Source organism: Acinetobacter sp. YH12137 (assembly GCF_013418535.1).
Taxonomy (GTDB): Bacteria; Pseudomonadota; Gammaproteobacteria; order Pseudomonadales; family Moraxellaceae; genus Acinetobacter.
In genome coordinates, this window is record NZ_VPBW01000038.1 from 1 (window position 1) to 24865 (window position 24865).

General features: G+C 41.5%; 25 protein-coding genes and 1 riboswitch. Of the genes, 11 read left to right on the forward strand and 14 right to left on the reverse strand.

The annotated features are described in order from the left end of the window. Positions 1-228 precede the first annotated feature (228 nt). From FTU72_RS13705 to FTU72_RS13730, 6 genes are all read right to left on the reverse strand, one after another. The gene (locus FTU72_RS13705) at positions 229-807 is read right to left on the reverse strand and encodes a lytic transglycosylase domain-containing protein (RefSeq protein ID WP_166138226.1); all 579 of its coding nucleotides are present in this window, start codon (positions 805-807) and stop codon (positions 229-231) included. A gap of 213 nt (positions 808-1020) precedes the next feature. Next, positions 1021-1509: a GNAT family N-acetyltransferase gene (locus FTU72_RS13710; protein WP_179993240.1), complete on the reverse strand. Its 489-nt coding sequence runs from the start codon at positions 1507-1509 to the stop codon at positions 1021-1023. 106 nt (positions 1510-1615) lie between these two features. Next, positions 1616-2815, reverse strand: coding sequence for an acyl-CoA dehydrogenase family protein (locus tag FTU72_RS13715; protein ID WP_125278651.1), 1200 nt, complete (start codon positions 2813-2815; stop codon positions 1616-1618). Between the two features lie 23 nt (positions 2816-2838). Continuing rightward, on the reverse strand, positions 2839-4125 hold the full coding sequence (locus FTU72_RS13720; protein WP_179993242.1) for an acyl-CoA dehydrogenase family protein: 1287 nt from the start codon (positions 4123-4125) through the stop codon (positions 2839-2841). Between the two features lie 252 nt (positions 4126-4377). Further along, on the reverse strand, positions 4378-5751 hold the full coding sequence (locus FTU72_RS13725) for an AarF/ABC1/UbiB kinase family protein (protein ID WP_005235905.1): 1374 nt from the start codon (positions 5749-5751) through the stop codon (positions 4378-4380). A gap of 156 nt (positions 5752-5907) precedes the next feature. Then, on the reverse strand, positions 5908-6216 hold the full coding sequence (locus tag FTU72_RS13730) for a hypothetical protein (RefSeq protein WP_004785493.1): 309 nt from the start codon (positions 6214-6216) through the stop codon (positions 5908-5910). Positions 6217-6417: 201 nt separating this feature from the next. On the opposite strand from FTU72_RS13730, the gene FTU72_RS13735 reads away from it, so the two are divergent. The 7 genes from FTU72_RS13735 (at position 6418) to FTU72_RS13765 (ending at position 13027) form a co-directional block, all read left to right on the forward strand. Continuing rightward, positions 6418-6804, forward strand: a complete 387-nt coding sequence (locus FTU72_RS13735) for a lysozyme inhibitor LprI family protein (protein WP_179993239.1) — start codon at positions 6418-6420, stop codon at positions 6802-6804. Positions 6805-7001: 197 nt separating this feature from the next. Continuing rightward, the gene (gene prmB / locus FTU72_RS13740; RefSeq protein ID WP_179993238.1) at positions 7002-8012 is read left to right on the forward strand and encodes a 50S ribosomal protein L3 N(5)-glutamine methyltransferase; all 1011 of its coding nucleotides are present in this window, start codon (positions 7002-7004) and stop codon (positions 8010-8012) included. A gap of 12 nt (positions 8013-8024) precedes the next feature. Next, a complete protein-coding gene (gene aroC / locus FTU72_RS13745) occupies positions 8025-9119 on the forward strand; it encodes a chorismate synthase (protein ID WP_179993237.1) in 1095 nt (364 codons plus the stop codon). Between the two features lie 64 nt (positions 9120-9183). Further along, positions 9184-9714, forward strand: a complete 531-nt coding sequence (locus FTU72_RS13750) for a GNAT family N-acetyltransferase (protein WP_179993236.1) — start codon at positions 9184-9186, stop codon at positions 9712-9714. Between the two features lie 52 nt (positions 9715-9766). Further along, on the forward strand, positions 9767-10171 hold the full coding sequence (locus FTU72_RS13755) for an Imm44 family immunity protein (protein ID WP_257218452.1): 405 nt from the start codon (positions 9767-9769) through the stop codon (positions 10169-10171). A 189-nt stretch (positions 10172-10360) separates the two neighbouring features. Further along, on the forward strand, positions 10361-11269 hold the full coding sequence (locus tag FTU72_RS13760; RefSeq protein WP_179993235.1) for an AEC family transporter: 909 nt from the start codon (positions 10361-10363) through the stop codon (positions 11267-11269). Between the two features lie 291 nt (positions 11270-11560). Next, positions 11561-11648: riboswitch (glycine riboswitch) on the forward strand. Between the two features lie 134 nt (positions 11649-11782). After that, positions 11783-13027, forward strand: a complete 1245-nt coding sequence (locus FTU72_RS13765) for a D-amino acid dehydrogenase (protein ID WP_179993234.1) — start codon at positions 11783-11785, stop codon at positions 13025-13027. A 193-nt stretch (positions 13028-13220) separates the two neighbouring features. Here the strand turns inward: FTU72_RS13765 and FTU72_RS13770 are convergent, their stop codons facing one another. Further along, positions 13221-13874 (reverse strand): hypothetical protein, encoded by a 654-nt coding sequence (locus FTU72_RS13770; protein WP_125278645.1) that lies wholly within the window; start codon positions 13872-13874, stop codon positions 13221-13223. 99 nt (positions 13875-13973) lie between these two features. Between FTU72_RS13770 and ispF the strand changes: the two genes are divergently transcribed. Next, positions 13974-14462, forward strand: coding sequence for a 2-C-methyl-D-erythritol 2,4-cyclodiphosphate synthase (gene ispF, locus FTU72_RS13775; protein ID WP_034171374.1), 489 nt, complete (start codon positions 13974-13976; stop codon positions 14460-14462). A gap of 2 nt (positions 14463-14464) precedes the next feature. Here the strand turns inward: ispF and FTU72_RS13780 are convergent, their stop codons facing one another. The 3 genes from FTU72_RS13780 to FTU72_RS13790 form a co-directional block, all read right to left on the reverse strand. Continuing rightward, entirely contained in the window at positions 14465-14989 is a 525-nt protein-coding gene (locus FTU72_RS13780; RefSeq protein ID WP_125278644.1) for a protein tyrosine phosphatase family protein, read from the reverse strand. Positions 14990-15053: 64 nt separating this feature from the next. After that, positions 15054-16145, reverse strand: a complete 1092-nt coding sequence (locus FTU72_RS13785; protein ID WP_125278643.1) for a 3-deoxy-7-phosphoheptulonate synthase — start codon at positions 16143-16145, stop codon at positions 15054-15056. A 127-nt stretch (positions 16146-16272) separates the two neighbouring features. Continuing rightward, entirely contained in the window at positions 16273-17163 is an 891-nt protein-coding gene (locus FTU72_RS13790) for a sulfite exporter TauE/SafE family protein (RefSeq protein ID WP_125278642.1), read from the reverse strand. 408 nt (positions 17164-17571) lie between these two features. Between FTU72_RS13790 and lpxB the strand changes: the two genes are divergently transcribed. Beyond that, entirely contained in the window at positions 17572-18744 is a 1173-nt protein-coding gene (gene lpxB / locus FTU72_RS13795; protein ID WP_179993233.1) for a lipid-A-disaccharide synthase, read from the forward strand. Here lpxB and FTU72_RS13800 read toward each other — a convergent pair. After that, positions 18733-19683 (reverse strand): AraC family transcriptional regulator, encoded by a 951-nt coding sequence (locus tag FTU72_RS13800; RefSeq protein ID WP_159122888.1) that lies wholly within the window; start codon positions 19681-19683, stop codon positions 18733-18735. The genes lpxB and FTU72_RS13800 overlap by 12 nt on opposite strands. A 187-nt stretch (positions 19684-19870) precedes the next feature. Between FTU72_RS13800 and FTU72_RS13805 the strand changes: the two genes are divergently transcribed. Beyond that, on the forward strand, positions 19871-21085 hold the full coding sequence (locus FTU72_RS13805) for an alkane 1-monooxygenase (RefSeq protein ID WP_179993232.1): 1215 nt from the start codon (positions 19871-19873) through the stop codon (positions 21083-21085). 55 nt (positions 21086-21140) lie between these two features. Here the strand turns inward: FTU72_RS13805 and FTU72_RS13810 are convergent, their stop codons facing one another. Further along, positions 21141-22964, reverse strand: coding sequence for an acyl-CoA dehydrogenase (locus tag FTU72_RS13810; protein WP_179993241.1), 1824 nt, complete (start codon positions 22962-22964; stop codon positions 21141-21143). A gap of 78 nt (positions 22965-23042) precedes the next feature. On the opposite strand from FTU72_RS13810, the gene FTU72_RS13815 reads away from it, so the two are divergent. Then, entirely contained in the window at positions 23043-24023 is a 981-nt protein-coding gene (locus FTU72_RS13815; protein WP_179993231.1) for a GlxA family transcriptional regulator, read from the forward strand. A gap of 45 nt (positions 24024-24068) precedes the next feature. On the opposite strand, the gene FTU72_RS13820 is transcribed toward FTU72_RS13815, so the two are convergent. Both FTU72_RS13820 and FTU72_RS13825 read right to left on the reverse strand, forming a co-directional pair. Further along, on the reverse strand, positions 24069-24398 hold the full coding sequence (locus tag FTU72_RS13820) for a hypothetical protein (protein ID WP_052026307.1): 330 nt from the start codon (positions 24396-24398) through the stop codon (positions 24069-24071). Further along, positions 24395-24601, reverse strand: a complete 207-nt coding sequence (locus FTU72_RS13825) for a helix-turn-helix transcriptional regulator (protein ID WP_034702754.1) — start codon at positions 24599-24601, stop codon at positions 24395-24397. The genes FTU72_RS13820 and FTU72_RS13825 overlap by 4 nt, the downstream gene beginning before the upstream one ends. Positions 24602-24865 lie beyond the last annotated feature (264 nt).

The following is a 24865-nucleotide window of genomic DNA, read 5'->3' on the forward strand; positions in this document are numbered from 1 at the left end:
TTGCTATAGACCACATTTAAGTTTAAATATGAACACCCCGAATCAGACGTATGAGCAAACTAAAACCGAGCTAATTGCTTAACTCGGTTTGAAGTGGAATACTGTCAATCTATTTCAGGACAAGACAAAATAAAGATGAAATAGAAAAAGGCTTAAATAAATTTAAGCCTTTTTATTTATGGATTAATATTTCTGGAATGCATTTAATTAATCATTAGTACGTTCTAATTACATCGATTTTTTAAGTTGCTTCTGGTGCGTTAAAACTTCTTTTGCATATTTTTTGCCTTGTTTACGCATTTTCCGATCTTTCTCATAGGCAGTAGGGCCTACATTATAATAGCCCAGCGCTTTTTCTAGGCTGCCACTAGATTCCTGATAACGTGACAGAATATAACTCCCACATCCAATATTTATTGCTTCATTAAATAAATCAGGTCCACATGTAGATTGCCAATAACGCGGAACAATTTGCATAAGACCCACAGCACCTGCAGGTGAAGCGACCTGACTGCGATAGGTAGATTCCTGTCGAATCACGGCTGCTACTAGCAAGGGATCTAGACTATGTCTTTCGGCATTTTGAATAATTAAAGGTGAAACGCGAGTAGCAGTTATCGCAGGCACAGCATATGCAGTCTGAATTCCTTGAGACAGTTTAGCAGAGCGTTTTTCTAAGGAATTACCCCCTAGTGAGGAGCAAGCACTTATTAATATTGTACTTAAACCAAGTATCCCAATTTTTAAAGTAGTAGGATTTAAGACCTTTAATAATGAATAGTTTTTGCCAGAAAATTTGCCCAACAACTTTCAGCTTCCCTGTATTTTTAAAATTAGATTGATCTTAGGAAGATGTATGAAAATCGTCAAGAAATTAGATGATTTGTTTACAAAGACAAATTAGATTTTATTGAATAATGAATTTTTTATGAAGAATTGTTTAAAGAAAAGCCAATTAACAGTCGAATTTGTATCTCAGGCTTTTCTTTAAAGTGTATGTGTTTAGATGCACAAGAAAGCTTAGTCTAAAGTTTTTAGCATCCAGATTTCACAAGCTGCACTATGACCTGTATTGCCTTCGGGATGATCGAGATGTTCAAAACCTAATTTTTCGTAAAGCTTCACTGCCTGCCAAAGACTTGCAGTAGTCTCAAGATAGATTCGTTTAAAGTTCTGCTCATGAGCAAAGTCAAAGGTCAGATTTAAAATCTTTTTTGCAAATCCATAACGACGAATAATGGGTAAGAAATACATTTTCTGTATTTCTAGAATACTCTGATCACCCTGTAATGGCGAAATACCTCCGCCACCAAAGACTTGATCCTGCTCATCGATAATGACCCAATAAGCTGCATTTGGCTGCTGATATACTTCATACAGGTTATCCAGGATTGAATCACCGACAGCAAAACCGGATTCTGCTGCAAGTCCGAATTCTACGGAAACTTCACGAATAATCTTGGCAATTTGAGCATTATCTTGAGGTTGTAAAGGACGAATAGAATACATAGGTCATGACATGAAAAAGGATGGAAATTTTATAGTTCGAAAACCATAAAAAATCCATTCTTTTTGATGATTCGTTCTTTAATAAAGAAGTATTTCCAGTTTTTGATTATTTTAATTCACTTGAAGATTTACCTAGTTCACGTCGAGCAATAATGAGTTGCTGAATCTGTTGAGTTCCTTCAAAAATATCCAGAATCTTGGAGTCACGTGCCCATTTTTCTAAAAGTTCTGCCTCGTTATAGCCTATAGATGCTGCTAATTCGACACATTTCAAAGTGATTTCATTCGCGATACGACCCGCCTTGGCTTTAGCAATAGAAGCTTCACGGGAATTAGGCTTACGATTATCCGCCATCCACGCAGCTTTTAACATTAATAAACGGGCAGATTCCCATTCGGCTTCCATACGATAAATCTGCGCTGCAATATTCGATGTTTGTAAGTAAGGTGTATGGTACTCAGAATCTAGCTGATCCTTAAAAATTTCCTTGGTTCTCTCTAAAGAAGCTTTAGAGCAACCAATTGCCATCGCTGCAACGAGTGGGCGGGTATTATCAAAAGTTTCCATGACCCCAGCAAAACCCTTGGCCACATCAATTTCAGCATGTCCAAGCAAATTAGCAGCAGGTATACGACAATCAATAAAACTAATTGCAGCCGTATCCGAGGCTTTAATGCCTAGCTTATGTTCCAGACGCTCGATTTTCATGCCGGGTGTGCCTTTGGGTACGACAAAGGATTTAATTGCAGCACGGCCAAGTTTTTTATCTAAAGTCGCCCAGACGACAACCGCATCTGCACGTTCGCCAGAGGTGACAAAGATTTTTTCACCATTGAGGATATAGTCATCACCATCTTTAATGGCAGTGGTACGAATGGCAGCTGAATCCGAACCACAGCCTGGTTCAGTAATCGCCATCGCTGCCCATATACCATGAAAGCGTTGCAACTGTTCGTCATTAGCAACGGCAGCAATGGCTGAATTTCCTAACCCTTGACGCGGCATGGATAAAAGCAGTCCGGTATCACCATAACACATTTCGACAATACTAAGTGCTGTCGACATATTGACGCCATTTTTATTGCTTTCATCGCTATCACCGCGTTTATTGACCGCAGCTCCTGCATTCATGCCTTCGCTGCCTTGGTTCATACCATCGACGACAGAGGCAAGCATATCCAACTCTTTCGGATAAGCATGTTCAGCTTTGTCATACTTGCGTGAAATAGGGCGGAGTACATTCAGGGCAACTTCATGTGCCTGATCAATCAGCAATTTGAATTTTTTAGGATTTTGCAAGTTCATTTATTTTTTTCCTTATTCTTTGCTCAGGCATGAAGGCCAGAATGTACGATTGCTGTTGCTCTTAAGTCCCGATACCAGCGTTCTACCGGATGTTCTTTGGTGAAGCCATGTCCGCCGAGAATCTGTACGCCATCTGTGCCAATTTTCATGGATTTTTCTGCACAGAGCAGACGGGCCAGATAAGCTTCTCGATGAAAGTCTTGACCAGATTCTGCAAGACTGGCGGCATTCAGGATCAGCATTTGCATGGCATCAATTTCAATCGCCATATTTGCAATCATAAAAGCTACACTTTGCCGATGGGAAATTGGTTCACTAAAGGCTGTCCGTTCATTGGCATATTGCACACAGTATTTTTTAACCGCTTCACAGATACCGACCGCCATGGCACACCACATTAAATTGCCTAGATCAAGAAAAGCGGTGTAATCAAAATCGTCATCTCCCAAGCGTTGTGCCGGTGTGTTATTAAATTTGAGATTCACAGTTTGAGTGGCTTTCAAGCCCATAGCCGGAGATTTTTGTGCAGTAATGGTATTATTGCGTTGCACAATAAATACTTCGGTTTTGCCATTCAGATCTGCACTGACCAGATAGATATCAGCAGTTTCTCCGAGCATCACCAAGGTTTTTTCACCATTAATTAAATAGTGATCTCCATTCGACGTTGCTTGAGTTTTTAACTGATAAGGATTAAAGGCAGCTGTTGCTTCTTGTACTGCGAAGGTAGCTTTAAGATGAGGATCATCGGCAAATGCAGTCAAATACTCAGCCTGAACCTGTTCTGAACCCCAACGGGTAATCGCATTAATCACACTAAAAGTAGAAAGCAGACCAGCGGTCAGACTGAAATCACCTTGAGCCAACTGTTGAGCCATCAGGACATTACTGACGATATTCTGTTCTACAGCTACGCCACCTAGAGTTTCAGGCAGCGCATAAAAATTAAGACCCAGATCAGTTGAATATTGCCAGAGTTCCTTTGGGAAGATTTCATGATGATCTGCATCATGTGCCAAAGGATAAAGGACTTCGCTGGCAAACTGTTGCATTGCCTCGCAGGTCATTTGCTGTTCTTCAGTCAGATTCAGATCAAACAGGGATTTGGACTGATGTGGCAAACGTTGTCTTTGAATTTTCTGACCAGATTTCAGGATTTTCTGAGTCTGGCTGAGTGTTTTAAAACCTGCTTTAGAGCTTTGATAAAGAGATTTTTCTAAAAATTTACGCAGCTTTAATTGGTCGAGTAAATCACTTCCAGCCACTTTGGTCAGGATGGACAAGCCAAATCCTTGTGCTTTGTTCACCATATTGTTCATTCTAATTATCCTACGGGGTGTTATCTTATTTGCCTGATGTTGACATGCAGTTCTAGAAAAAACCATGTCATCAATGACATGAATCATTGTCAATTTATAATTAAAATAAAGAGGGGATTTGAAGAATTAAAATATTGAAACTAAATAGAAAAATAAAATAAGAAAAATTAGGTTTTTATCAAAAATTGACCCGAATGACAAAATCATCCGGGTCTTATATAAGGCTAATAATAACTTAGTCGTTTAGAGATGACGTTTAATCATTGCGCGTACATTAGTTTTCGCATCAATCACCGTCATGAAGGTATAAGCGCCAATGAACTTACGGCTGATAAACATAAATTCTTTAGGCGGTACACTGAAATAACGTGAAGCCATGGATTTAGAAGCTTGCTGCATTACCCGGCTATGAAGCTGGCTTTTTTTCCAGTTATAGCGGTCATGTTCATCCATCACACCTGGAGGCAGGTCTTTATTGTTCATTGGCGAGCTGAAGGCTTCTGTGGCTAACAGGAAGACTTTCGCCATATCCGGTTTGATGCTAGGCGGAATAGAATCAAAGAATTCATAACCGGTCATGGCTTTCACCATCATGTCTGAATCATGATGATAACCGGCCTGGATCAGGTTACGCGCTACATTGAGTAGATGCTGGTCAAATTGACGGATTGCACCGAAGTCGAGAAGCACAATCTTGTCCTGAATATTTTCGCCATCACCTAGACGTACCAGATAATTGCCGAAATTCGGGTCAGTCTGCATCTCCCCCCATTCAAAAATCTCACGTACTGCGATTTCAAGGGAAGCCTCACCCAGTTTATTACGACGTTCCTGTGGTAGAGACAACATTACTGGACTATTGATGGGTACACCACGTTCAAAGGTCATACACAGAACACGGTCAGTACAATAGTTATCGATGATGGTCGGTACGATATATCGTGGATCATTTTGCAGACGTTTACAGAAACGACGGGTCGTATCCGCCTCAATTTTATAATTGACCTCACGATGCATCATCTCACGAACTTCATCGAACCATTGATCAAATTCACGGGTTTGCGGCACCATACGGGTCAATTTGAGCATGTTCTTAAACAGGCTCATATCAGAATCAATAGCCTCAGCTACACCCGGGTACTGGATTTTAAGCACCAGTTCCATGCCATCTGACTTGCGTACAGCACGGTGAACCTGAGCCAAAGAGGCGGTACCTAGGGGCTCATGATCAACCGTCAGATCATCTAGCTTGGAACCTAATTGCTGTTGTAATTGGGCTTTGATCGCCGGCCACGCCAAAGCAACTGTTTTATTATTTAACGTATTTAAGGCTTGAGTGACCTCTTCTGGCAGAAAATGTTCGCCATACAGGGCCATCATCTGGCCAATTTTGACAATTGAACCTTTAAGCTTGCCAATTTCTGCAACCAGATAATCGGCCTGTTCTTTCATGGCTTTTTTGCGTCTTCTTTCTTTTTCTTCTTCACTCGAGAACATAGAACCCGCACTGGATGCTGCCCAGCGCGTACCTGCCAGCAAAGATGCCTTTGCGATCGATAAGCGTCGATCCATTGAGGAAGTTTTCAATTGTTTAAGCTTATCGTTCTGATCTGACATGTAAACTCAATCCTTTTATCAGCATAAAGCGGAATAAATCATTGTAGTGGATATTACCGTGTCTGCACGTATTAAAAAAGTTTAAGCCGCTGAATTCACGGTGAAAATCTCGGCAAGAGCATATCGCTTGCCGTTTTGACCAGTGTAGGGTGAATATTATGACATTTGAAATTGAATTTTTAATTCAGATCGTTGTTGTAACTGTTGTTTATTTGTTTGAATATGTTGATGAATTAGGTTCTGGACTGTTTCATGCATAAAACCCAGCGCATAACCCTTCACAATAATGATGCTTGGCAAACTGAAAAACAGGTACTTGGCATCTTCCAAAGTCGCGCTACTAAATACGCCTTGCTGCATTAATGTGGTTTGTAAAAATACCTTTTCCTGCTGCACCTGACTGGATAACTGGTCATTCCAGTAGTTCTGGCGCATGGCCATAAGATTGTTGTGCTTATAGCTCATAAGATCTGGGCTCGTTTGGACATCATTGCCGAATTATATGCGGCCATAAAATCAAGTTTCAACCAAAGAACTGTGACATCTTTTTAAGCGAGAAAAATATAGGATTTTATCAAGGACTCAGTTAGTATCAGGCAATAATTTAAACAAGATTCATTATTCAATATTGATTGGAAACAAGCCAGTTTTGGTGAAGGGGATACTATGCGTTTTGCATGTTTATTAATGGTAGGTTGTTTGGGGACGATGGCATTACAGGTTCAGGCGGCTACAGGTTATTCTCAGGAATATACCCAGTGCATGAACTTTAGTTATGGCAATACAGCTAAACTGCAGAAATGTGTGAAAAAAGAATTAAAAGCACAGAATAAACGTCTAAAGAAAAACTATAAGACTTATCTGAAATTGAATGCGGGTTATCGTAATAATATTCGTGATCAGCATACAGTGTGGGAACGCAAACTGTCACAGCAATGCAAGCTGACTATGAATACCCAATATGCCCAGATTAAACAGGGTCAATGTGCGCTGGAGATGGTAAAAGATCAGGCGAATTTGTATCAATTGCGTTCTTATCGTGCCGGTGCTTAAACTGATTTTAAGTTAATAAATCCTTCCGGAAATACCGATAAATCTTAAAAAGTAGGATTCTAATCTGCCTGAAATTCAGAAGATCTGTCATTGATAAACCATGGAGAATTCGGGTTTTTCATGGTTTTGGCATTATAAAAGACCTCAAAACAAGGTATCATAAGGCGTTTTAAAAAATGACCTTGGAGACGCCTTAAGTGGATCGACCGACTATTAGCCCTGAACATTTGCAGGAAGCCGCTGAAAATTTAACTACCATTCGTGATTTTATTCGTTTTGGGGTTACAGCATTACGTCAATACGATGCGCACTTAGGTCAAGGTACAGAAGATTATTTTGCTGAAAGTTCAGCGCTGGTTCTACAAACCTTGTCACTGGACTGGAATGCAGATCCTGAAATTCTGGACTCTAAATTATTGCCAAGCGAAGTGGCTGAGTTCTTGAGCTTGCTAGAACGCCGCATTAATGAACGTGTTCCAACCTCTTATTTATTGAATCTAGCCTATTTCTTCGGCAAGCCATTCTATGTTGATGAACGTGTATTAATTCCTCGTTCGCCAATCGTTGAGCTGATTGAAAACCGTTTTGCTCCTTATTTCCTGGGCGAACATGGTCAAATGGGTGAAGCGGTTAATAACTTGCCGGAAAACCCGAATCCGAAGACACCACAACGCATTCTAGATATGTGTACCGGTTCCGGCTGTATCGCAATTGCCTTGGCTTATGCTTTCCCTGAAGCGGAAGTAGATGCCACCGATATTTCCAAAGAAGCATTGGAAGTTGCACAAATTAATACTGAGCATCATGACAAGCAATATCAGATCGCATTGCTTGAATCGGATTTGTTCGAAAAAATTCCAGCCGAAAATCAGTACGATTTAATCGTATCTAATCCGCCGTATGTCGATGCGGAAGATATGGCTGATTTGCCTGAGGAATTCCATCATGAGCCTGAGCTTGCGCTTGCTGCTGGTCAAGACGGTCTGGATCTAGTTCGCAAGATGCTGGCTCAAGCAGCTGATTATCTGACTGAAGATGGTTTGATCGTGATTGAAGTGGGTAATTCTGAATGGGCGATGAAGCAAAACTTCAATACCGTTGATTTCCACTGGTTGCAGTTCCAACGTGGTGGTTCAGGTATCTTTGCACTGACTGCAGCCCAATGCCGTCAATATCGTGATTTATTCATTCAATCTGTTAATTCATAAGGAGTCGTTGACATGGCAGGTAATAGTATAGGGCAACTCTTCCGTGTAACGACTTGTGGTGAATCTCATGGTGTTGGCTTAATGGCCATTATTGATGGGGTTCCACCAGGGATTGAACTGTCTGAAGCGGATTTGCAAAAGGATCTGGACCGTCGTAAGCCGGGTACTTCAAAATTTGCAACACAGCGTAAAGAGCCAGATGAAGTTGAAATTATTTCAGGTGTGTTTGAGGGTAAAACTACCGGTACTTCAATTGGTCTTTTAATCCGCAATACGGACCAGAAATCGAAAGATTATGGCAATATCGCGCAAACTTTCCGCCCGGGTCATGCAGACTATACCTATACCCAGAAGTATGGTTTTCGTGACTATCGCGGTGGTGGCCGTTCGAGTGCGCGTGAAACTGCGATGCGTGTAGCAGCAGGTGCGATTGCCAAGAAATTCCTGTTTGAGAAATTTGGTATTGAAATCCGTGGTCATGTGACCCAAATCGGTACTGAAAAAGCAGAAAAACTGGACTGGAACGAAGTGCCAAATAACCCGTTCTTCTGTGGTGATGTTGATGCGGTGCCGCGCTTTGAAGCACTGGTCACGTCTTTGCGTGAACAAGGTACTAGTTGTGGCGCTAAACTCGAGATCATTGCGTCTAAAGTACCCGTGGGTTGGGGCGAGCCAGTATTTGATCGTCTGGATGCTGACATCGCGCATGCCATGATGTCGATTAATGCTGTTAAAGGTGTCGAAATCGGTGATGGTTTTGGTGTGACTGAGCAGTTCGGTCATGAAACCCGTGATGAACTCACAACAGATGGCTTCCTGGCGAACCATGCTGGCGGTATCTTGGGTGGTATTTCTAGCGGTCAGGATATTCGTGTTTCGATTGCGTTGAAACCAACGGCTTCCATCACAACTCCGGGTAAAACCATTACCATTAATCGTGAAGATACGGATGTCCTGACCAAAGGCCGTCATGATCCTTGCGTGGGTGTACGTGCAACCCCAATTGCTGAAGCGATGCTAGCAATTGTTTTGATGGATCACTTCATGCGCCATCGTGCACAAAATGCCGATGTCGTTGCGCCGTTTGAGCCAATTGAACCTAAATAATTTGCTTTATAGAAGCAAATGAAATTAAAGTCAGGCTTCGGTCTGGCTTTTTTATATTTATAAAATGAAAAATAACAATATTCGTTTAGCCCAAGCTACGGACATTCAAAGCATTGTTAAGTTGATCAATACAGCTTATCGATCTAATTTGGGCTGGACGCATGAACATGACATTTTTTTAGGTGATCGAATTAATGAGGCTCAGTTAAGTGAACTTTTAGCACGGCCTGATTTCGAACTTTATGTCTTGGAAAATAATGATCAACTGGTGGGTTGTATTGGTCTGACACACTTGCCAGATTGTTTTGAAATCGGCAGTTTTGCTATTGACCCAGTCCGGCAAAATTCAGGTTATGGCCGAATATTGTTAGATTTCGCTGAGCAATACTCTAGAGAAAAAATACCTTTCAAAAAACTTAGAATGTCTGTTCTTAATGTTCGCATTGAATTAATCGCGTATTATGAGCGTCGTGGTTATCACCAAACCGGCAAAACAGAGAGTTATCCACTGGATGCAGATGTTGGACAGCCTTTAGTAGATTTAAATCTGGTGATTTTAGAAAAGAGTCTCGAAAAGATTGATGAAGTTATTTGAATCTATGTTTGATTCTAAGTGTGTTTAATAAGAATAATGACAGGATATATGAATGGAAGTATGGTTAAGTGCTGAATTAAGTAGGGAAGTGTTAACAGAAGATCATCTTGATCTCGAAAATAAAGCACGTAACGCAGTAGAAAATGCCTTAAATGCTCAACTACAAAATAAGTCGTATGATATTCCGATAGATAAATGGAAGTGCATTGAAATTATAATGGGAAATGATAGTTTTGATGAACGTATTTTTTATTCATTTAAACGTAGAAATATGGATTTCCGTTTAAGGATTGATCCAACAACTTTTAAGGCAACAGATGATTTAGGCCGTGAGAGACTCATTTTTAGGATGCTCTTAAGAAGCCTGGATTTGTTAAAAGTTAAGTTTGAAAAAGTCCGTCCGAAGCTTGATGCAAAGGTTTATGAGGAGCTTGAAAGACTAAAAATGATGCACTAAATGTTGCAAAAGATGAAAGTTGGATTTAAAGCGTATTTTAATTAAAGCCAGCGAGAGTGTTTTTTATTTATTATCCATTGAATTTTCCACTATTTTTATCTTGAAACGAGCCGGTTGTTGTATCCTTGCTCATTGACAGGCAATTGAATTGGATGCGATTGCCGCAAAACCCATATCATGAGTTGTTCAATGTTTCAGACTATCTTCACTGTACTGTTTCCGCTTATTGGCCTGATTACTTTGGGCTATGTATTAAAACAAAGGAAATGGCTGGAAGATAGTTTCTGGCGTGGGGCAGAAAAACTTAATTATTTTGTCCTGTTTCCAGTCATGCTATTTTTAAATCTGGCCGTAGCCAAGATTGAAATGGCAGTCATTAAAGATGTGGTTCTGGTGGTCTTTAGCCTTATGGCAGTGGTCAGTATTGCTCTATATGTGATGCGCAAGATTTATCAGATTGGCTATGCACGTTTTGGGGTCTATGTGCAGGCACTCCTGCGTTTTAATACCTATATCGGACTTGCAGCAGTGAATGCTTTATTTCATCAGCAGGGCATGACCATTTTCGCCGTAGTGATGGTGTTATGTATTCCACTGGTCAATATCTTATCTGTACTGGCATTTACCCGTAGTTCAGATATGCAGATCTTCAAAATCCTGATTGATCTGTTAAAGAACCCTTTAATTCTAGGTTCTCTTGTTGGAGGCCTATTTAATCTTTCAGGCTTATCACTCTGGGCTGGGTTTGAATTATTCTTAAAACAGATTGCCTTATGCAGTTTGCCGCTTGGCTTGATGTGTGTGGGGGCTGCCTTACAGTTCCAAGGCTTCCAGCGAGATATCTTCCCATTAGGTCTGGCGACTTTTGGACGTTTATTAGGAATGCCACTTGCTGCTTTCTTTGTCTGCCAATTATTTGATATTGATCCTTTAACCACCCAGGTACTGGTGTTGTTTTTTGCTTTACCTACTGCTTCAGCTTCCTATGTACTGACGCGTGTCTATGGCGGAGATAGCCAGTTCATGGCCAGTATTATCAGTATGCAAACGGTAGTCGCGGCTGGATCTCTCATGTTGATTCTTTCCTGGTTAATTTAATTTTAGGATCTGAAAGTCGGCCATATATTAAAGTCTAATATTAAATCAATCCTATAAATAGCCTAAGCAATTATTAACATTATTGCTTTTCTTAAATGCCTTGCATTGCAGCATGACGTAGGAAAATGAGGCAAAAAACCAAATTAAAATCTTAAAATTCGTTTGAAATAGATAGTGTTATTTCTTCTAAATTTATTGAAAGTATCGTTACCACTTAAATCACGTGAATTAACATAAATAAAAAACTGTAGTCTCCGATAAGATGGTATATAAATTGCTCAGGATAATAAAAATATTATTGCAGGAGAGAAATGCTACTGCATTCGCCGAAGGAGCAAGGTCCCAGGAAACTCTCAGGCAAAAGGACTGCAATAATATATTAAACTCTGGAGAGAAGTGTTGAATCACTCACCGAAGGGGGAAGGTTGCTGCATACAGCTATGATGCAGTCACCGAAGCTCTCAGGTACACATGACAGATGGGAAAGACATCACATATTGAGGAGAGGTGTCTATGCGTCATGTTATTGTGGTGGGGGCAGGCATTACCGGTGTAACAACAGCTTATGAGCTCGCCTTACTCGGTTATCAGGTCACGGTGGTTGACCGTCATCTTTATCCCGCGATGGAAACATCCTTTGCTAATGGCGGGCAACTTTCTGCCTGTAATGCAGAAGTCTGGAATCAAAAAGCCACTGTGTTGAAAGGCATCAAATGGATGTCACAAAAAACCGCACCGCTATTGCTTAATCCTTCTTTTAGTCTGCATAAATATAGCTGGCTGATGGAATTTCTAGGTCATATTAAAAACTATGAAACCAATACCCGGGAAACGGTAAAAATCGCATTACTGGCCAGAAAACGTCTGTTTGAAATTGCCGAAATTGAGCAGATTGATTTTGATCTGGAAAAGCGCGGAATTCTACATTTCTACCATAATAAAGCTGATTATGATGTCGCAATTAAGGTCAATGATCTGTTGTGTAGTGGTGGTCTGGAACGTAATGCCATCAGCAATGAAGAAATCAAGCAGATTGAACCTGCATTAACTGGAGATTATTATGCCGGGTTTTATTGCCAGAGTGATGCGACTGGAGATATTCATAAATTCAGTACTGGACTGGCAAATGCCTGTATGAAAAAAGGGGTGAACTTCGAATTTGGTCAGGATGTATTTGCGGTCGATCACCAAGCACAGCATATTACGGTTAAATGCAGACCAAGCCCTGAAAATGTGCATGCCAATGCTGAAGATGTGCTCGAGATTCAGGCGGATGCCATTGTGGTATGTGCAGGCGTAAGCAGTTATCAGTTGGCAGATCTGTTGGGTGAGCGAGTGAATGTCTATCCGGTAAAAGGCTATTCAATTACCGTACAGCTGAATGATGAGCAAAGTCAGCAAAATGCTCCTTGGGTCAGTCTGCTAGATGAGAGCGCCAAGATCGTCTTGTCACGTTTAGGTAAAGACCGCTTACGTGTTGCAGGAACCGCGGAATTTAATGGTTATAATCGGGATATTCGTGTTGACCGAATTCAGCCTTTAATTGACTGGACACAACGCAATTTCGATCTATGTACTGAACATGTGGTGCCGTGGGCAGGTCTGCGTCCCATGATGCCGAACATGATGCCAGTGGTGCGCCGTGGTAGACAGGAACGTGTCTTTTACAACACCGGTCATGGACATTTAGGCTGGACATTATCAGCGGCAACCGCAGCTATGATTAGCCAAGAAATAGCTCAGCATTACCCGGCCTAAGTAAATAGCCCGCTTACGGGCTATTTTTAAAGATCAAAAAATAATTATTTATTCATTAAGCTTCTTCTACCTGAGAAAGAAGGTTAGGATAAAGGGAATCTTTATAAAAACCTCTCCTTTAAGGAGAGGGAATTTCTAGTTTAAATTTTTAAATACATATTCAGGACATCAATAGATAAAAAAAGTCAGCTGTTTAATCATATAAACGATAAATACCACTAAAGCGCTCACAGCCTTTTTGTTCGGTACTGACCGTCAAAATTGCCTTGCTATAGTTAAAGTTATATTTGCAGTCATGCTCATTATCCGTAATCTGGCTTTTAGTTTCGGTCGTGGTATAAGCTAGAAAAGGAATGGTCTGGGTTTCTGCACGATTATTCGGATTGCGGTAAGCAATTCCTTCAATTTTGATGCGGTCTTTCGTCAGCTGATGAATCTTGAGATGAATTGGCTGTTTGGCCATTTGGCCCTGTTCAAACTTGAGATAGTGCTGAGTTAGGCTCTGATTCAAGGAAATATAAATATTGAGGTCATCCAGACGCTGGTCAAATTGCTGTTTAAAGCAGTCCAGCGTCTTACATTGCTGTAAGCGTGTACTCCATAGCTGCTGGGTATCTTGTAATAAGCGAACAGGCGCATCTGTAATCAGAAAGGCGGTAAAATATTGATCTGTCAGTTTTTCACGCGGTTCATCAAGAGAGACTGAGCAGATCTTTTTCATGGCTGCGTTATTGTTATGATGACTGCTACAGTCCAGCGATTCAGCATGAATGCTGCTAGCAAAAAGGCCTGTCCCGAGTAAAAGTCCCATTATTTTCATCATATTTATATCAGTTTTCAGTAGCATGATCGCTTATACTTTCACTGTGTTACGCTAGGTCTAACTATAGCGAAATAGAAACGTCGTGTACAAGATTTCAATCAGTTATTTCTAAAGGATATAAAAGTGATTGCACAAATTCGTATTGGTCAGGGACTGGATGTACATGCATTTGAAGAAGGTGATTTTGTCACTCTGGCAGGTATTCAGATTCCACATACGCATGGCTTGAAAGCACACTCTGATGGTGATGTGGTTTTACATGCACTTTGTGATGCTTTGCTAGGTGCCTTGGCGCTAGGCGATATTGGCCAGCATTTTCCAGATACCGATCCGCAGTTTAAAGGTGCAGACAGCAAGGTTTTATTAAAGCATGTCTATCAGCTAATTTTGGATCGTGGTTATCGCCTAAATAATGCTGACATCACTGTAGCTTGTGAACGTCCAAAGCTGGCTAAACATAACCTGGAAATGCGTCAGAGCATTGCCGATGTACTGGATGTGGATGTGACTCAAATCAGTATTAAAGCCACAACCACTGAAAAATTAGGATTTACTGGTCGTCAGGAAGGTATTCTGTCTATGGCAACTGTTCTGATCAGTCATTACAAATAACATCAACCGAAGTTATTAGGATGAATCAGGGATAATTCCAGTTCCTGTGTTGCTTTACGGCCTTGCAGCTGTAGGGCAACCGCATGAATTAAACCGGTCCAGGTTTCATTCGGTTCCCAGAGCTGATGCAGATATTCCTGTGCAGTCGGCATGTCCATATCCATATAGTATTGACGATATAAATACATCAGGCAGCTGACATGATAATTCTGCGTACAATGTACCCAGACCATTTGTTCTTTGACCAGATGATCAATCAGATCCAGTACCAGCAGGCATTGGCTATCCGAAGGGGTTTCCCAGGAGATCGGCAACTGGATATAGTTCAGGCCAAGATCAAGACAAATTTTATCTTCATGTAACAGATGATGATCGCTATCTGTTAATGCCACATTGATTACGGTGGATACGCCGTATTCTTTAATCAACCTCAGTTGTTCAGTTGTCGGCTGACCAGAGCTGAACAGATGGTCATGGATGAACTGAAAATTTTCAATTTGACTTAATGCAGTTTCAATTTCATTCATCAGATAAAATTTTCCTTGTTCAGAAATGAAAACGCCATCTTGTCGATGGCGTTTGTCAGTTCGTTTAACGATTAGGTAAAACGTCCTTCAATGCCTCATGCATGTCAAGCAACACTTTTTCTGTGGTCTCCCAATCGATACAGCCATCAGTCACTGATTTTCCATATTCCAGATCACAAAGATTGGCAGGAATATCCTGACGGCCACCTTTCAGGTGACTTTCTACCATAATACCAACAATTGACTTGTTTCCATCAAGAATTTGTTCAGTAATATTTTTTAAGACAAGCGGTTGTAAGTACGGGTCTTTATTTGAGTTTGCGTGGCTGGCATCAATCATGATCTTGCCGCTGACTTTGGCTTTCGCAAGAGCTGCCTCAGCATCTGCAACTGAACCTGCATCGTAGTTAGGTTTGCCATTACCGCCACGTAGAACCACGTGTGCATATGGATTCCCTGAAGTACGAATCACCGCAACCTGACCTTGGTCATTTAGACCCAGGAAGCTGTGACCATGTTTAACAGATTGCATTGCATTGGTCGCAACAGTTAAGCCGCCGTCTGTACCATTTTTGAAGCCGACTGGTGAAGACAGGCCAGAAGACATTTCACGGTGAGTTTGGCTCTCGGTAGTACGTGCACCGATCGCTGACCATGAAATTAAATCCTGATAGTACTGTGGAGAGTTTGGATCCAGTGCTTCTGTTGCACATGGCAGGCCAAGTTCATTCAGCTCCAGTAACAGTTTACGACCGATACGCAGACCTTTCTCAATATTGAAAGAGTCATTCATATCAGGGTCATTGATCAGACCTTTCCAGCCTACAGTTGTACGCGGTTTTTCAAAATAAACACGCATTACGATATACAGGCTATCTTTTACTTTTTCGCTTAAAGCTTTTAAACGTTCAGCATATTCATGCGCAGCCGCTGGATCATGAATTGAACATGGACCAATCACTACAAAAATACGCTTATCCTTGCCATCCAGGATATTACGAATCGTTTCACGACCATGCAGTACGGTTTGATAAGCAGTTTCAGTCAAAGGTAACTCTGCTTTCAACTGAGCAGGTGTTACCAAAGGAATCATGCTTTGGATATTCACGTCATCAATATCTGATGCTGAAATAGGTTTTGACTGTAGTGTATTCATTGCCGTCACTGGTTTGATCATACAAAAGGTTGTTTAATAGCCTGAATATAACATGAATGATGCGTCACTTTGTTATAAAAAAGATGAATACTTCTTTGAAAAAAAAGTGATGAATCCATGATTTAGTTTAAACAGCAGCTGTTTTTTCTACTGCTGTTACCAATTCAGGTTGGGCGGGTTGCACCGGTTTTGACTTGACTGGATTCACAATGAAATTCACGCCAAGACAGAACAGGGTAATCCCAAGAATTTTACGGATAATTTTCTCTGGCATACGTGAACTGATCAGTGTTCCAATCACAATCGCTGGAATAGAACCGCAAAGTAACCAGCCTAATAAAGTAAAGTCTACATTACCTGCACTCATATGGCCCAGACCTGCGACTAAAGTTAAAAGTACAGCATGTACTACATCCGAACCGATAATACGGATCATGGGTAGATTCGGGAACATCAGGATCAAGGCCATAATACCGAAAGCACCGGCACCGACAGATGACAGGGTCACAAACACGCCCAGTACAATACCCATGATCACGATCAAGACACGTTTATTGCCAGATTTAAAGTCAACTTTGTCTAGATCCTGAGTCATATCAGGCAGTTCTTGTTTGCGGTATTTATTAAAGAACTTTTCAATAGAATTGCGGAATACAATAGATGCACCAGTAAGGGTCAGCATAAAGCCCAATACCATGGTCAGCGTTGCTTTATAATGTGTCGATTGACTGAGATAATTCTCTAGTACCCAGTGGGTCACAAATGAGGCAGGGATACTGCCGATCGCCAGCCAGATCACAATAGGCCAGACAATATTCATTTTCTTAGCATGAACCAGTGAACCACAGAATTTAGAAATTGCGGCATAAAGAAGGTCTGTACCAATCGCGATATGCGGTTCAACCCGAAGCAGTGTAATCAGGATTGGGGTCATCAACGAACCGCCACCGACACCGGTAATCCCAACACAGAAACCAACCAATACACCTGCTAAAATAAATTCAATCGGACCAAACATGCATATATGCCAAAATCAAAAAACGAGCATATCTTATGACTTTTAAATATAAGTCGTTGTCTTGATTATTGATTTGCTTATTCTAAAAAGAGATAAAGACTATAAAATTTAAAGTAATTCATCCTGATTTATATTTTAATTTGAATCATCTAGCATACCTTTCTATTGCTAAGTATGAAAATTGATAAAGCTTCTGCAAAATGCCTTTTTATTTATTTGTTTAAAGATCAGCCGCTTTAAATTTATTTTAATTTTTAAGCTGGGCTAAGGCGCGCGCATTGTCCAGATTCCAGTAGTTTAATTATTTGAGGTAGCCAAGATTTGTGAGTTCAACACTTAGGCATGCTCAAATCATGCTTTATGATAGAATCTGAACGGAATTAATTTGTCTCATTTGAGGGAATACACTTGCAAAATCGGAAGCTTAAAATCGGAATCGTGGTGGGAGAGGTATCGGGAGATACGCTTGGTGCGAAGCTCATCCGTAGTTTTCGAGAGCAGGGTATTGATGCAGAATTTGAAGGGATTGGCGGGCCGCAAATGCTGGCTGAAGGCTTCAAGAGCTACTATCCAATGGATATTCTCTCGGTCATGGGCATTGTTGAAGTCCTGAAAGATATTAAAAAACTGTTTGCGGTTCGTGATGGTCTGGTCGAGACCTGGACGAAAGATCCAGTCGATGTGTTTATCGGTATTGATGCGCCTGATTTTAATTTGCGTCTTTCCAAAACCCTGAAGCAAAAACAGTTACCGATTAAGACCGTGCAATATGTCAGTCCTTCGGTCTGGGCATGGCGTCAAGGCCGGGTACATGGTATCAAGGCCAGTATTGACCTGGTGCTGTGTCTCTTTCCATTTGAAAAAGCATTTTTCAAGAAATGGGATGTTCCGGCTGCCTTTGTCGGTCATCCATTGGCAAGCCAGTTACCCCTCAACAATGATCTGGCTGAAGCACAGGCAGAACTGGGTTTAGATCCTGCACAAAAATATATTGCACTGCTGCCAGGGAGCCGCCGTGGGGAAATTGAACGTTTAGGACCATTGGTACTGGATGCAGCCAAAATTCTGCATCAGAAATACCCGGATTATACGTTTCTGATTCCCGCCATTGATGAGATGCGCAAACAGCAGATTGAAAACTTGCTGGCACAATATCCGGACAGTTTAAAAGCGCATATCCGCCTGATGGAAAATACCAGTAGCGAGTCAAAAATTGGCCGCCAAGTCATGAATGCTTCCAATATTATTGCCTTAGCTTCAGGCACTGCGACACTGGAAGCCATGTTATTGCATCGTCCAATGGTGACCTTTTATAAATTGCACTGGCTGACCTATCAGATTGCCAAATTGCTGGTCAAAATTCCTTATTTCTCATTGCCAAATATCATTGCTGGTAAAAAAGTCATTCAAGAATTAATCCAGTCAGAAGCAACGCCTGAAAACCTGGCTGCTGAAATTGAAAAATTGATGGATATTGAAGCAGCTCAAATTCAGGTGATGCAGCATCTCACCATGCACAAGCAGCTGCTTTCCGGCAACAGTGAAGATCCTGTCAAAGCGGTACTAGCCTTAGTCCAATAAAGGCGTCTTGCTTTTTTGACAGGCAATACGGTATCGGGTCGGGGTTTGTTCAAACTGTTTTTTAAAGCTTTGACTAAACGCCGTTTCCGAAGAATAGCCCACCAGATAGGCGATCTGCTGAATGCTAAATCCGCTATTTCTGAGATATTGTGCTGCCAGGCGAAGTCGATGCTGTTGCAGATAAGCCAATGGTGGCTCACCAACAATCTGGGTAAACAGCTGGGCAAATTTGGAACGCGACATATGGCATTGTTCAGCCAGGCTTTCTACGGTCCAAGGCTGTTCTGGTTTGCCATGAATTGCTGCCAAGGCATTAGATAGTTCAGGATGCGAAAGAGCATTCAGCCAGCTCGAAGCATTTTCCAGATTCAAAATATAATCTCGCACGCATTCAATCAGTAAAATACTGACCAGATGATCCAGAATCTTGTCCCGTCCCGGACGAAGTTGCTGGGTTTCCAGCGCCAGAAATTGCAAACCAACCTGTAACCACTCTGGTGCTGTATCTCCCAGAATATGCTGAATGTGCAGAAATTTAGGTAAAGCACTCAGTAGCGGTTTCGCCATCTGGATATCCAGATTGGAACGAATCGCCAGGATAAAACTGCGTTCTGCTGAATGGGTGATATTGAGATCCACACATTGCTGTGCATGAGTCTGAAAATAAGAATTGATCGAATGATGTTCAGAAAAATCCGCATTACCGGGACTAGAAATCCGATGGGCAGAACCAGCAGGCAATAACACCAGATCGCCTTGTTGCAGCTCAAGCAGATCGCCATCTTTGAATATTAATTGCGCTTGACCCTGTAATAATACATAAGCCAGCATGGAAGGTTCATACTGATAATCAAACCCGCCTGGATGAAACACATTGAGGTAGAGATATTCGGATTTTTCCAGATGAATATCATCAAAAATTTTACTTAAAGCATCCATGCTTGACTCTATTCTTTTGTTTTAATTCATTTAATTAAATTTAAATAGCCCAGTCTTGTGATTTAAGGCCAAGACTTGGCCTATTGCGCCAAAGACGCTGACATAGTTTTTCTGGACGTTTAATACTGTTCGCTAATGCTGAAATATTCAACTATATGTGCAGAGTAACATAAAAAGGAGGGTCGCAATGAATGCCCCTGCACAAATTAGCAAAGCTCAGTTCACGCAGGATGCGTCAGCACTGAAAGGTTTACAACTGGATAAAAAACGTTTTGGCTGGCTGCTGAGTCCCGGTTTGCCTGTGATCGGTATGGGAGTTCTGGCTGGCTATCATTTTGGCCCCAAAGCCACTAAAAAAGTCTTTGCGATGGGTGGGCCTTTATTATTACATGTGATTATCCCAACATTAGATGCTTTAATTGGTGATGATGCCAATAATCCAAATGATGAGCAGATTCAGGCATTGGTCAAAGATCCTTATTATGACCGGATCGTGAAGGTGTTTATTCCTTTGCAAATGGCTGCCAATGCTTTTGCAGGCTATGTCGTATCCCGTCCTAATGTTTCTCTGGTCGATCAGGTTCTACTTGGCGTTTCTATGGGGGCGATTAATGGAATCGGCGTGAATACTGCACATGAGCTGAGCCATCGCCCTCAGAAAAAAGATCACTACTGGTCACATGCCAGCCTGATGCCACTGGCCTATAATCATTTCCGGATTGAGCATCCTTATGGACATCATAAACGGGTGGCGACGCCAGAAGACCCGGCATCTTCGAAAATGGGAGAATCCTTTTACCGTTTCTGGCCACGTACTGTATTGGGTGGCTTGAAATCAGCAATTCAGATAGAAAAAAGACGTTTGGAACGTAAAGGCTTAAAATTTTTTAGTCTGGAAAATGAGTTATTTCATGGCTGGGCGATGAGCGCAGGTTACCATGCCTTAATGCTGAAAACGTATGGCAAGAAAATCATTCCTTATACGCTGACCCAAGCCTTTTACGGCATCAGCCTGTTTGAGATCGTGAATTATATCGAACACTATGGATTGAAACGCGGGCAAAAAGCAGATGGTACCTATGAGCGAACCTTGCCCGAACATAGCTGGAACAATAACAACATTGTGACCAACCTGTTCCTGTACCAGTTACAACGCCATTCGGATCATCATGCCTATCCAAGCCGACCATTTCAGGCATTGCGACATTTTGATGAAGCACCAGAATTACCAAGTGGTTATGCCACCATGCTGATACCGGCACTGATTCCACCATTGTGGTACAAGATGATGGATCAACGTGTGTATCAACATTATCAAGGCGATCTGGCTAAAGCGAATATTCTGCCTTCGAAACGTGCCAAGCTGCTTAAGAAATTTGGTCTAAAAGACACTGCGGCTTGATGATGTAAACAAATAAAAATGCGCCATTCGAGGCGCATTTTTTATTGATTTTTATTTAGAACCAGTCACTTTGCATCTTCAAACAGGTGTCATCGAAGTTCATCAGTAACTTAGCCTGATGTTCAATTTCAGGCAGTTCCCAATGAATAAAATATTGAGCTGCCTGAATTTTACCCGCCAGAAAGGCTTGATCTTCCTGTTGAGAAGATGTGCCAAATTTAAGTTGAGCCTGATTGGCCATTTCCAGCCACAGCCACGCAATAATAGTTTTGCCCATCATATCCAGATATAGGCCAGAATTGGCCAAAGTTTCACTAACTTTGCCTTGATGCAGAGCCTGACCTAAAACCTGTGTGGTTTTTTGCACAGTGACAAGATGCTGTTTATAGACATCTGCCAGTTCTGTTAACTTGCTATCCTGAATCTCAGACAAGGTTTTCTGGATGCGTTGCATGAGCAGGGTCAGGCCTTTGCCATTGTGCTGCCAGAGTTTACGACCTAGTAGATCCAGAGACTGAATCCCATAAGTGCCTTCATGAATCGGATTAAGACGGTTATCCCGATAGCATTGCTCAACCGGATATTCACGCGTATAGCCCGCACCACCCAAGACCTGGATCGCCAGATCATTGGCTTTAGGACCATAGGCAGAAGGGAAGGACTTGACCACTGGTGTAATGAGATCCAGCAAAATGGCACTCTCTTCATCTTGTGCAGCCTGATGTTCATCAATTAAACGAGCTGCAAATAAGCACAGCGCTAAAGCACCTTCAACATAAGATTTTTGTGCCAATAACATGCGTTTGACATCAGTATGCTCAATGATATTCACGGGCTTGGCATCAGGTGTCTTTTCGTGAACCAGACGACCTTGAGGACGGTTCTTGGCATAGTCCAGAGACTCCAGATAACCACGATAACCGATCATGGCTGCACCGAGGCCAACACCAACGCGCGCTTCATTCATCATCTTGAACATGTATTTTAAACCATGTCCCGCTTCACCAATTAAATAGCCTAAGCAATTGTCATTTTCTCCAAAGCTTAGCACTGTTGATGTGGTGCCACGATAACCCATTTTATGTAAAAGGCCAGCTAATTGTACATCATTGGATTCACCTATAGTTCCATCTGTATTGGTTTTGAATTTCGGCACGATGAATAGGGAAATACCTTTTACCCCTTGCGGAGCATCTTGGATACGAGCCAGAACCAGATGCACAATATTTTCAGTAATGTCCTGATCACCACCAGAAATAAACATTTTCTGGCCTTTAATTTTGTAGCTTCCATCTGACTGAGGAATCGCTTTAGTGGTCAGATCTCCCAAAGAGGAACCTACATTTGGCTCGGTCATCGCCATAGTCCCGGCATAGCGGCCACTAAGCATATGCGGTAAGAACATTTGTTTTTGTTTTGATGAGGCAAAGGCTTGAATCAGATTTGCTGCAGCGGCTGTCAGAAAAGAGTAGGCAACAGTCGAAGGATTTGCCGACATGAAATAGGCATTACAGGCCATATTCACCAAAGTCGGCAATTGCATGCCGCCGTCTGCGTAATCATGCTGGGCGCAGAGTAGACCAGCATCAGCAAATTGTTGCCATGCTATTTTCACTTCATCAATGGTCTTCACCTGTTTGCCATCAAAGCTCGGTTCTTGGTGATCAGCCTTGGCATTATGCGGCGCAAAATAATCGGTCGCGATGCCTTTTGCCGTTTCTAGGATGCTATCAAAAGTATTTTTGTCATGGTCCTGATAGCGTTCCAGTTCAGTTAAAGCTTCAAGTTTGAAGACATCATAAAGCAGAAAATTGAGGTTTTTATCATTAATCAGCTGAGTCACGGTACGGTCCTGAATATGTAATCCTTGAGATAGCATCAAGACTAGCAGTTGCATTTATCAAGGAGGATTGTCAATAATGACATGAAACGGGTGAAAAACGACAAATAGAACAATATGCAACAGGTAGTGATTTTAGGCTTTGATGGTGCTTTGGCTTCAGCAATTACAGGTGTCGTCGACTTATTCGCCATGGCTGGCGTCAGCTGGAATCGGATTCAGCAGCAAAATGTGCAACGCCTGTTTAAAGTCAGGATCGCCAGTCCAGATGGACAACCAATTCGTTGTATTAACGGCCTGGAATTACCAGCTCATTGTTCATATCAAGAAATTCAAACAGCAAATATTCTGGTAGTGCCGACCATCGCCGCACCTATACAAGAGGTACTGGATGAAAATCCAGACCTGATTCAGTTTTTAACTTCTGCTCATGCACAATCCACCTTAATCGCTGGAAACTGCACCGGGAATTTCTTTCTGGCAGAAGCTGGTATTTTAGATGGTCGTGTGGCGACAACGCATTGGGGCTTTCAGGACATGTTTCGTGCACGTTATTCTCAGGTCAAACTCAATGCCGATCTGATGATTAGCCGGGATCAGAATATTTACTGTGCAGGTGGAGGCTTGGCCTGGTTTGACCTAGGCTTGCATCTGATCGAACGTTTCTATGGTTTTGAAGTTGCCATGCAATCTGCCAAATCCTTTGTGATTGATTATCGACGCGATAGCCAATTGTCTTATTTCTTAATGAAGATTGGTCAACCACATCATGATGAACTGGTGCAAAAGGTTCAGGACTGGTTAGAGCAGCATTTTCATGAAGAGTTTACTTTAAATGCGCTGGCAGAACGTTTTAATGTCACCACTCGTACTTTAATCCGGCATTTTAAGCAGGCGCTAAATATTGCACCGAATCAGTATCTGCAAGCCATTCGTATTGAAGCGGCACGCAAACGGCTTGAGGAAACCGATCAGGCCATAGATCTGATTATGCAAAATGTCGGCTATCAGGATCCAAGTTCATTTCGGCGTTTATTTTATAAGAAAACAGGGTTAACACCTTTAGAATATCGCCGTCGTTTTAGTCGACGTTTCTAGATTTTGACAAAAAGAGAGATTCGAAAAGCTCTCTTGGCATACATATTAGCTAAAGACGTCTTTACGTAAATAATGCGTATAAATGGTTGAAGCGATGCTTTGCAGGAAGCCGGTGAACATAATCCAGTAAATAAAAACTTCACGTTCTAACCATTTTAGTCCGAAGCCTTCAAATCCGATGATGATCAAAAAGGCTGAACTAATCCCCAAAAATAAAATGTTATAGGATAATGACTTCTGCTTTAATAAAATCATTGTTCCTCTTTCGTCTTTGGCTTCCTGTGAGCATTCAAAGCGTATTTTATATATTTCACAGCAAATCACAGCCACCACAATACTTAAGATACTAGCCATCAATACCCAATATAGTGTCATGTTACTTCCTCGGCATAACTAAACAGTTCCTCAATCGTCGTTTCAAGTGCATTTGCTAACTTGAATGCCAGAATCAAGGAAGGGTTGTACTTCTCTTTTTCTAATGCGGCAATCGTTTGGCGGCTGACTGCCACTGCATCAGCAAGCTGTTGTTGTGTCCAACGTTTTTTAGCACGGAACACGATGATGTCATTCTTTAACATGTCTTTACTCCAACATCATTCAAAATGTAATATATATTTAACATTATGTAAACTATATATTTTATAATGATAAAAATAAGTGTCATTTAAAAGATTGAGATACGCAGATTCAAATCCCAAGTGCAACACATTTGTAGTTAGTTGAAAAAGTTAGGTGTATTCATAGAATCATTAGACTTTTTCAACTCGCAATTGGAAAGCACACAATGAAGAAATACACCCAACTTTCTCAAGATGAAAGATACGAAATTTATGCTACTTTGA

What these genes read in the sequence shown, in the direction of transcription:
- FTU72_RS13710 (WP_179993240.1), bottom strand. Translation starts at nt 1,509, where the DNA reads ATGTATTCTATTCGTCCTTTACAACCTCAAGATAATGCTCAAATTGCC.
- FTU72_RS13715 (WP_125278651.1), bottom strand. Translation starts at nt 2,815, where the DNA reads ATGAACTTGCAAAATCCTAAAAAATTCAAATTGCTGATTGATCAGGCA.
- FTU72_RS13720 (WP_179993242.1), bottom strand. Translation starts at nt 4,125, where the DNA reads ATGGTGAACAAAGCACAAGGATTTGGCTTGTCCATCCTGACCAAAGTG.
- FTU72_RS13725 (WP_005235905.1), bottom strand. Translation starts at nt 5,751, where the DNA reads ATGTCAGATCAGAACGATAAGCTTAAACAATTGAAAACTTCCTCAATG.
- FTU72_RS13730 (WP_004785493.1), bottom strand. Translation starts at nt 6,216, where the DNA reads ATGAGCTATAAGCACAACAATCTTATGGCCATGCGCCAGAACTACTGG.
- FTU72_RS13735 (WP_179993239.1), top strand. Translation starts at nt 6,418, where the DNA reads ATGCGTTTTGCATGTTTATTAATGGTAGGTTGTTTGGGGACGATGGCA.
- aroC (WP_179993237.1), top strand. Translation starts at nt 8,025, where the DNA reads ATGGCAGGTAATAGTATAGGGCAACTCTTCCGTGTAACGACTTGTGGT.
- FTU72_RS13750 (WP_179993236.1), top strand. Translation starts at nt 9,184, where the DNA reads ATGAAAAATAACAATATTCGTTTAGCCCAAGCTACGGACATTCAAAGC.
- FTU72_RS13755 (WP_257218452.1), top strand. Translation starts at nt 9,767, where the DNA reads ATGGAAGTATGGTTAAGTGCTGAATTAAGTAGGGAAGTGTTAACAGAA.
- FTU72_RS13760 (WP_179993235.1), top strand. Translation starts at nt 10,361, where the DNA reads ATGTTTCAGACTATCTTCACTGTACTGTTTCCGCTTATTGGCCTGATT.
- FTU72_RS13765 (WP_179993234.1), top strand. Translation starts at nt 11,783, where the DNA reads ATGCGTCATGTTATTGTGGTGGGGGCAGGCATTACCGGTGTAACAACA.
- FTU72_RS13770 (WP_125278645.1), bottom strand. Translation starts at nt 13,874, where the DNA reads ATGCTACTGAAAACTGATATAAATATGATGAAAATAATGGGACTTTTA.
- FTU72_RS13780 (WP_125278644.1), bottom strand. Translation starts at nt 14,989, where the DNA reads ATGAATGAAATTGAAACTGCATTAAGTCAAATTGAAAATTTTCAGTTC.
- FTU72_RS13785 (WP_125278643.1), bottom strand. Translation starts at nt 16,145, where the DNA reads ATGAATACACTACAGTCAAAACCTATTTCAGCATCAGATATTGATGAC.
- FTU72_RS13790 (WP_125278642.1), bottom strand. Translation starts at nt 17,163, where the DNA reads ATGTTTGGTCCGATTGAATTTATTTTAGCAGGTGTATTGGTTGGTTTC.
- FTU72_RS13800 (WP_159122888.1), bottom strand. Translation starts at nt 19,683, where the DNA reads ATGGATGCTTTAAGTAAAATTTTTGATGATATTCATCTGGAAAAATCC.
- FTU72_RS13805 (WP_179993232.1), top strand. Translation starts at nt 19,871, where the DNA reads ATGAATGCCCCTGCACAAATTAGCAAAGCTCAGTTCACGCAGGATGCG.
- FTU72_RS13810 (WP_179993241.1), bottom strand. Translation starts at nt 22,964, where the DNA reads ATGCTATCTCAAGGATTACATATTCAGGACCGTACCGTGACTCAGCTG.
- FTU72_RS13815 (WP_179993231.1), top strand. Translation starts at nt 23,043, where the DNA reads ATGCAACAGGTAGTGATTTTAGGCTTTGATGGTGCTTTGGCTTCAGCA.
- FTU72_RS13820 (WP_052026307.1), bottom strand. Translation starts at nt 24,398, where the DNA reads ATGACACTATATTGGGTATTGATGGCTAGTATCTTAAGTATTGTGGTG.
- FTU72_RS13825 (WP_034702754.1), bottom strand. Translation starts at nt 24,601, where the DNA reads ATGTTAAAGAATGACATCATCGTGTTCCGTGCTAAAAAACGTTGGACA.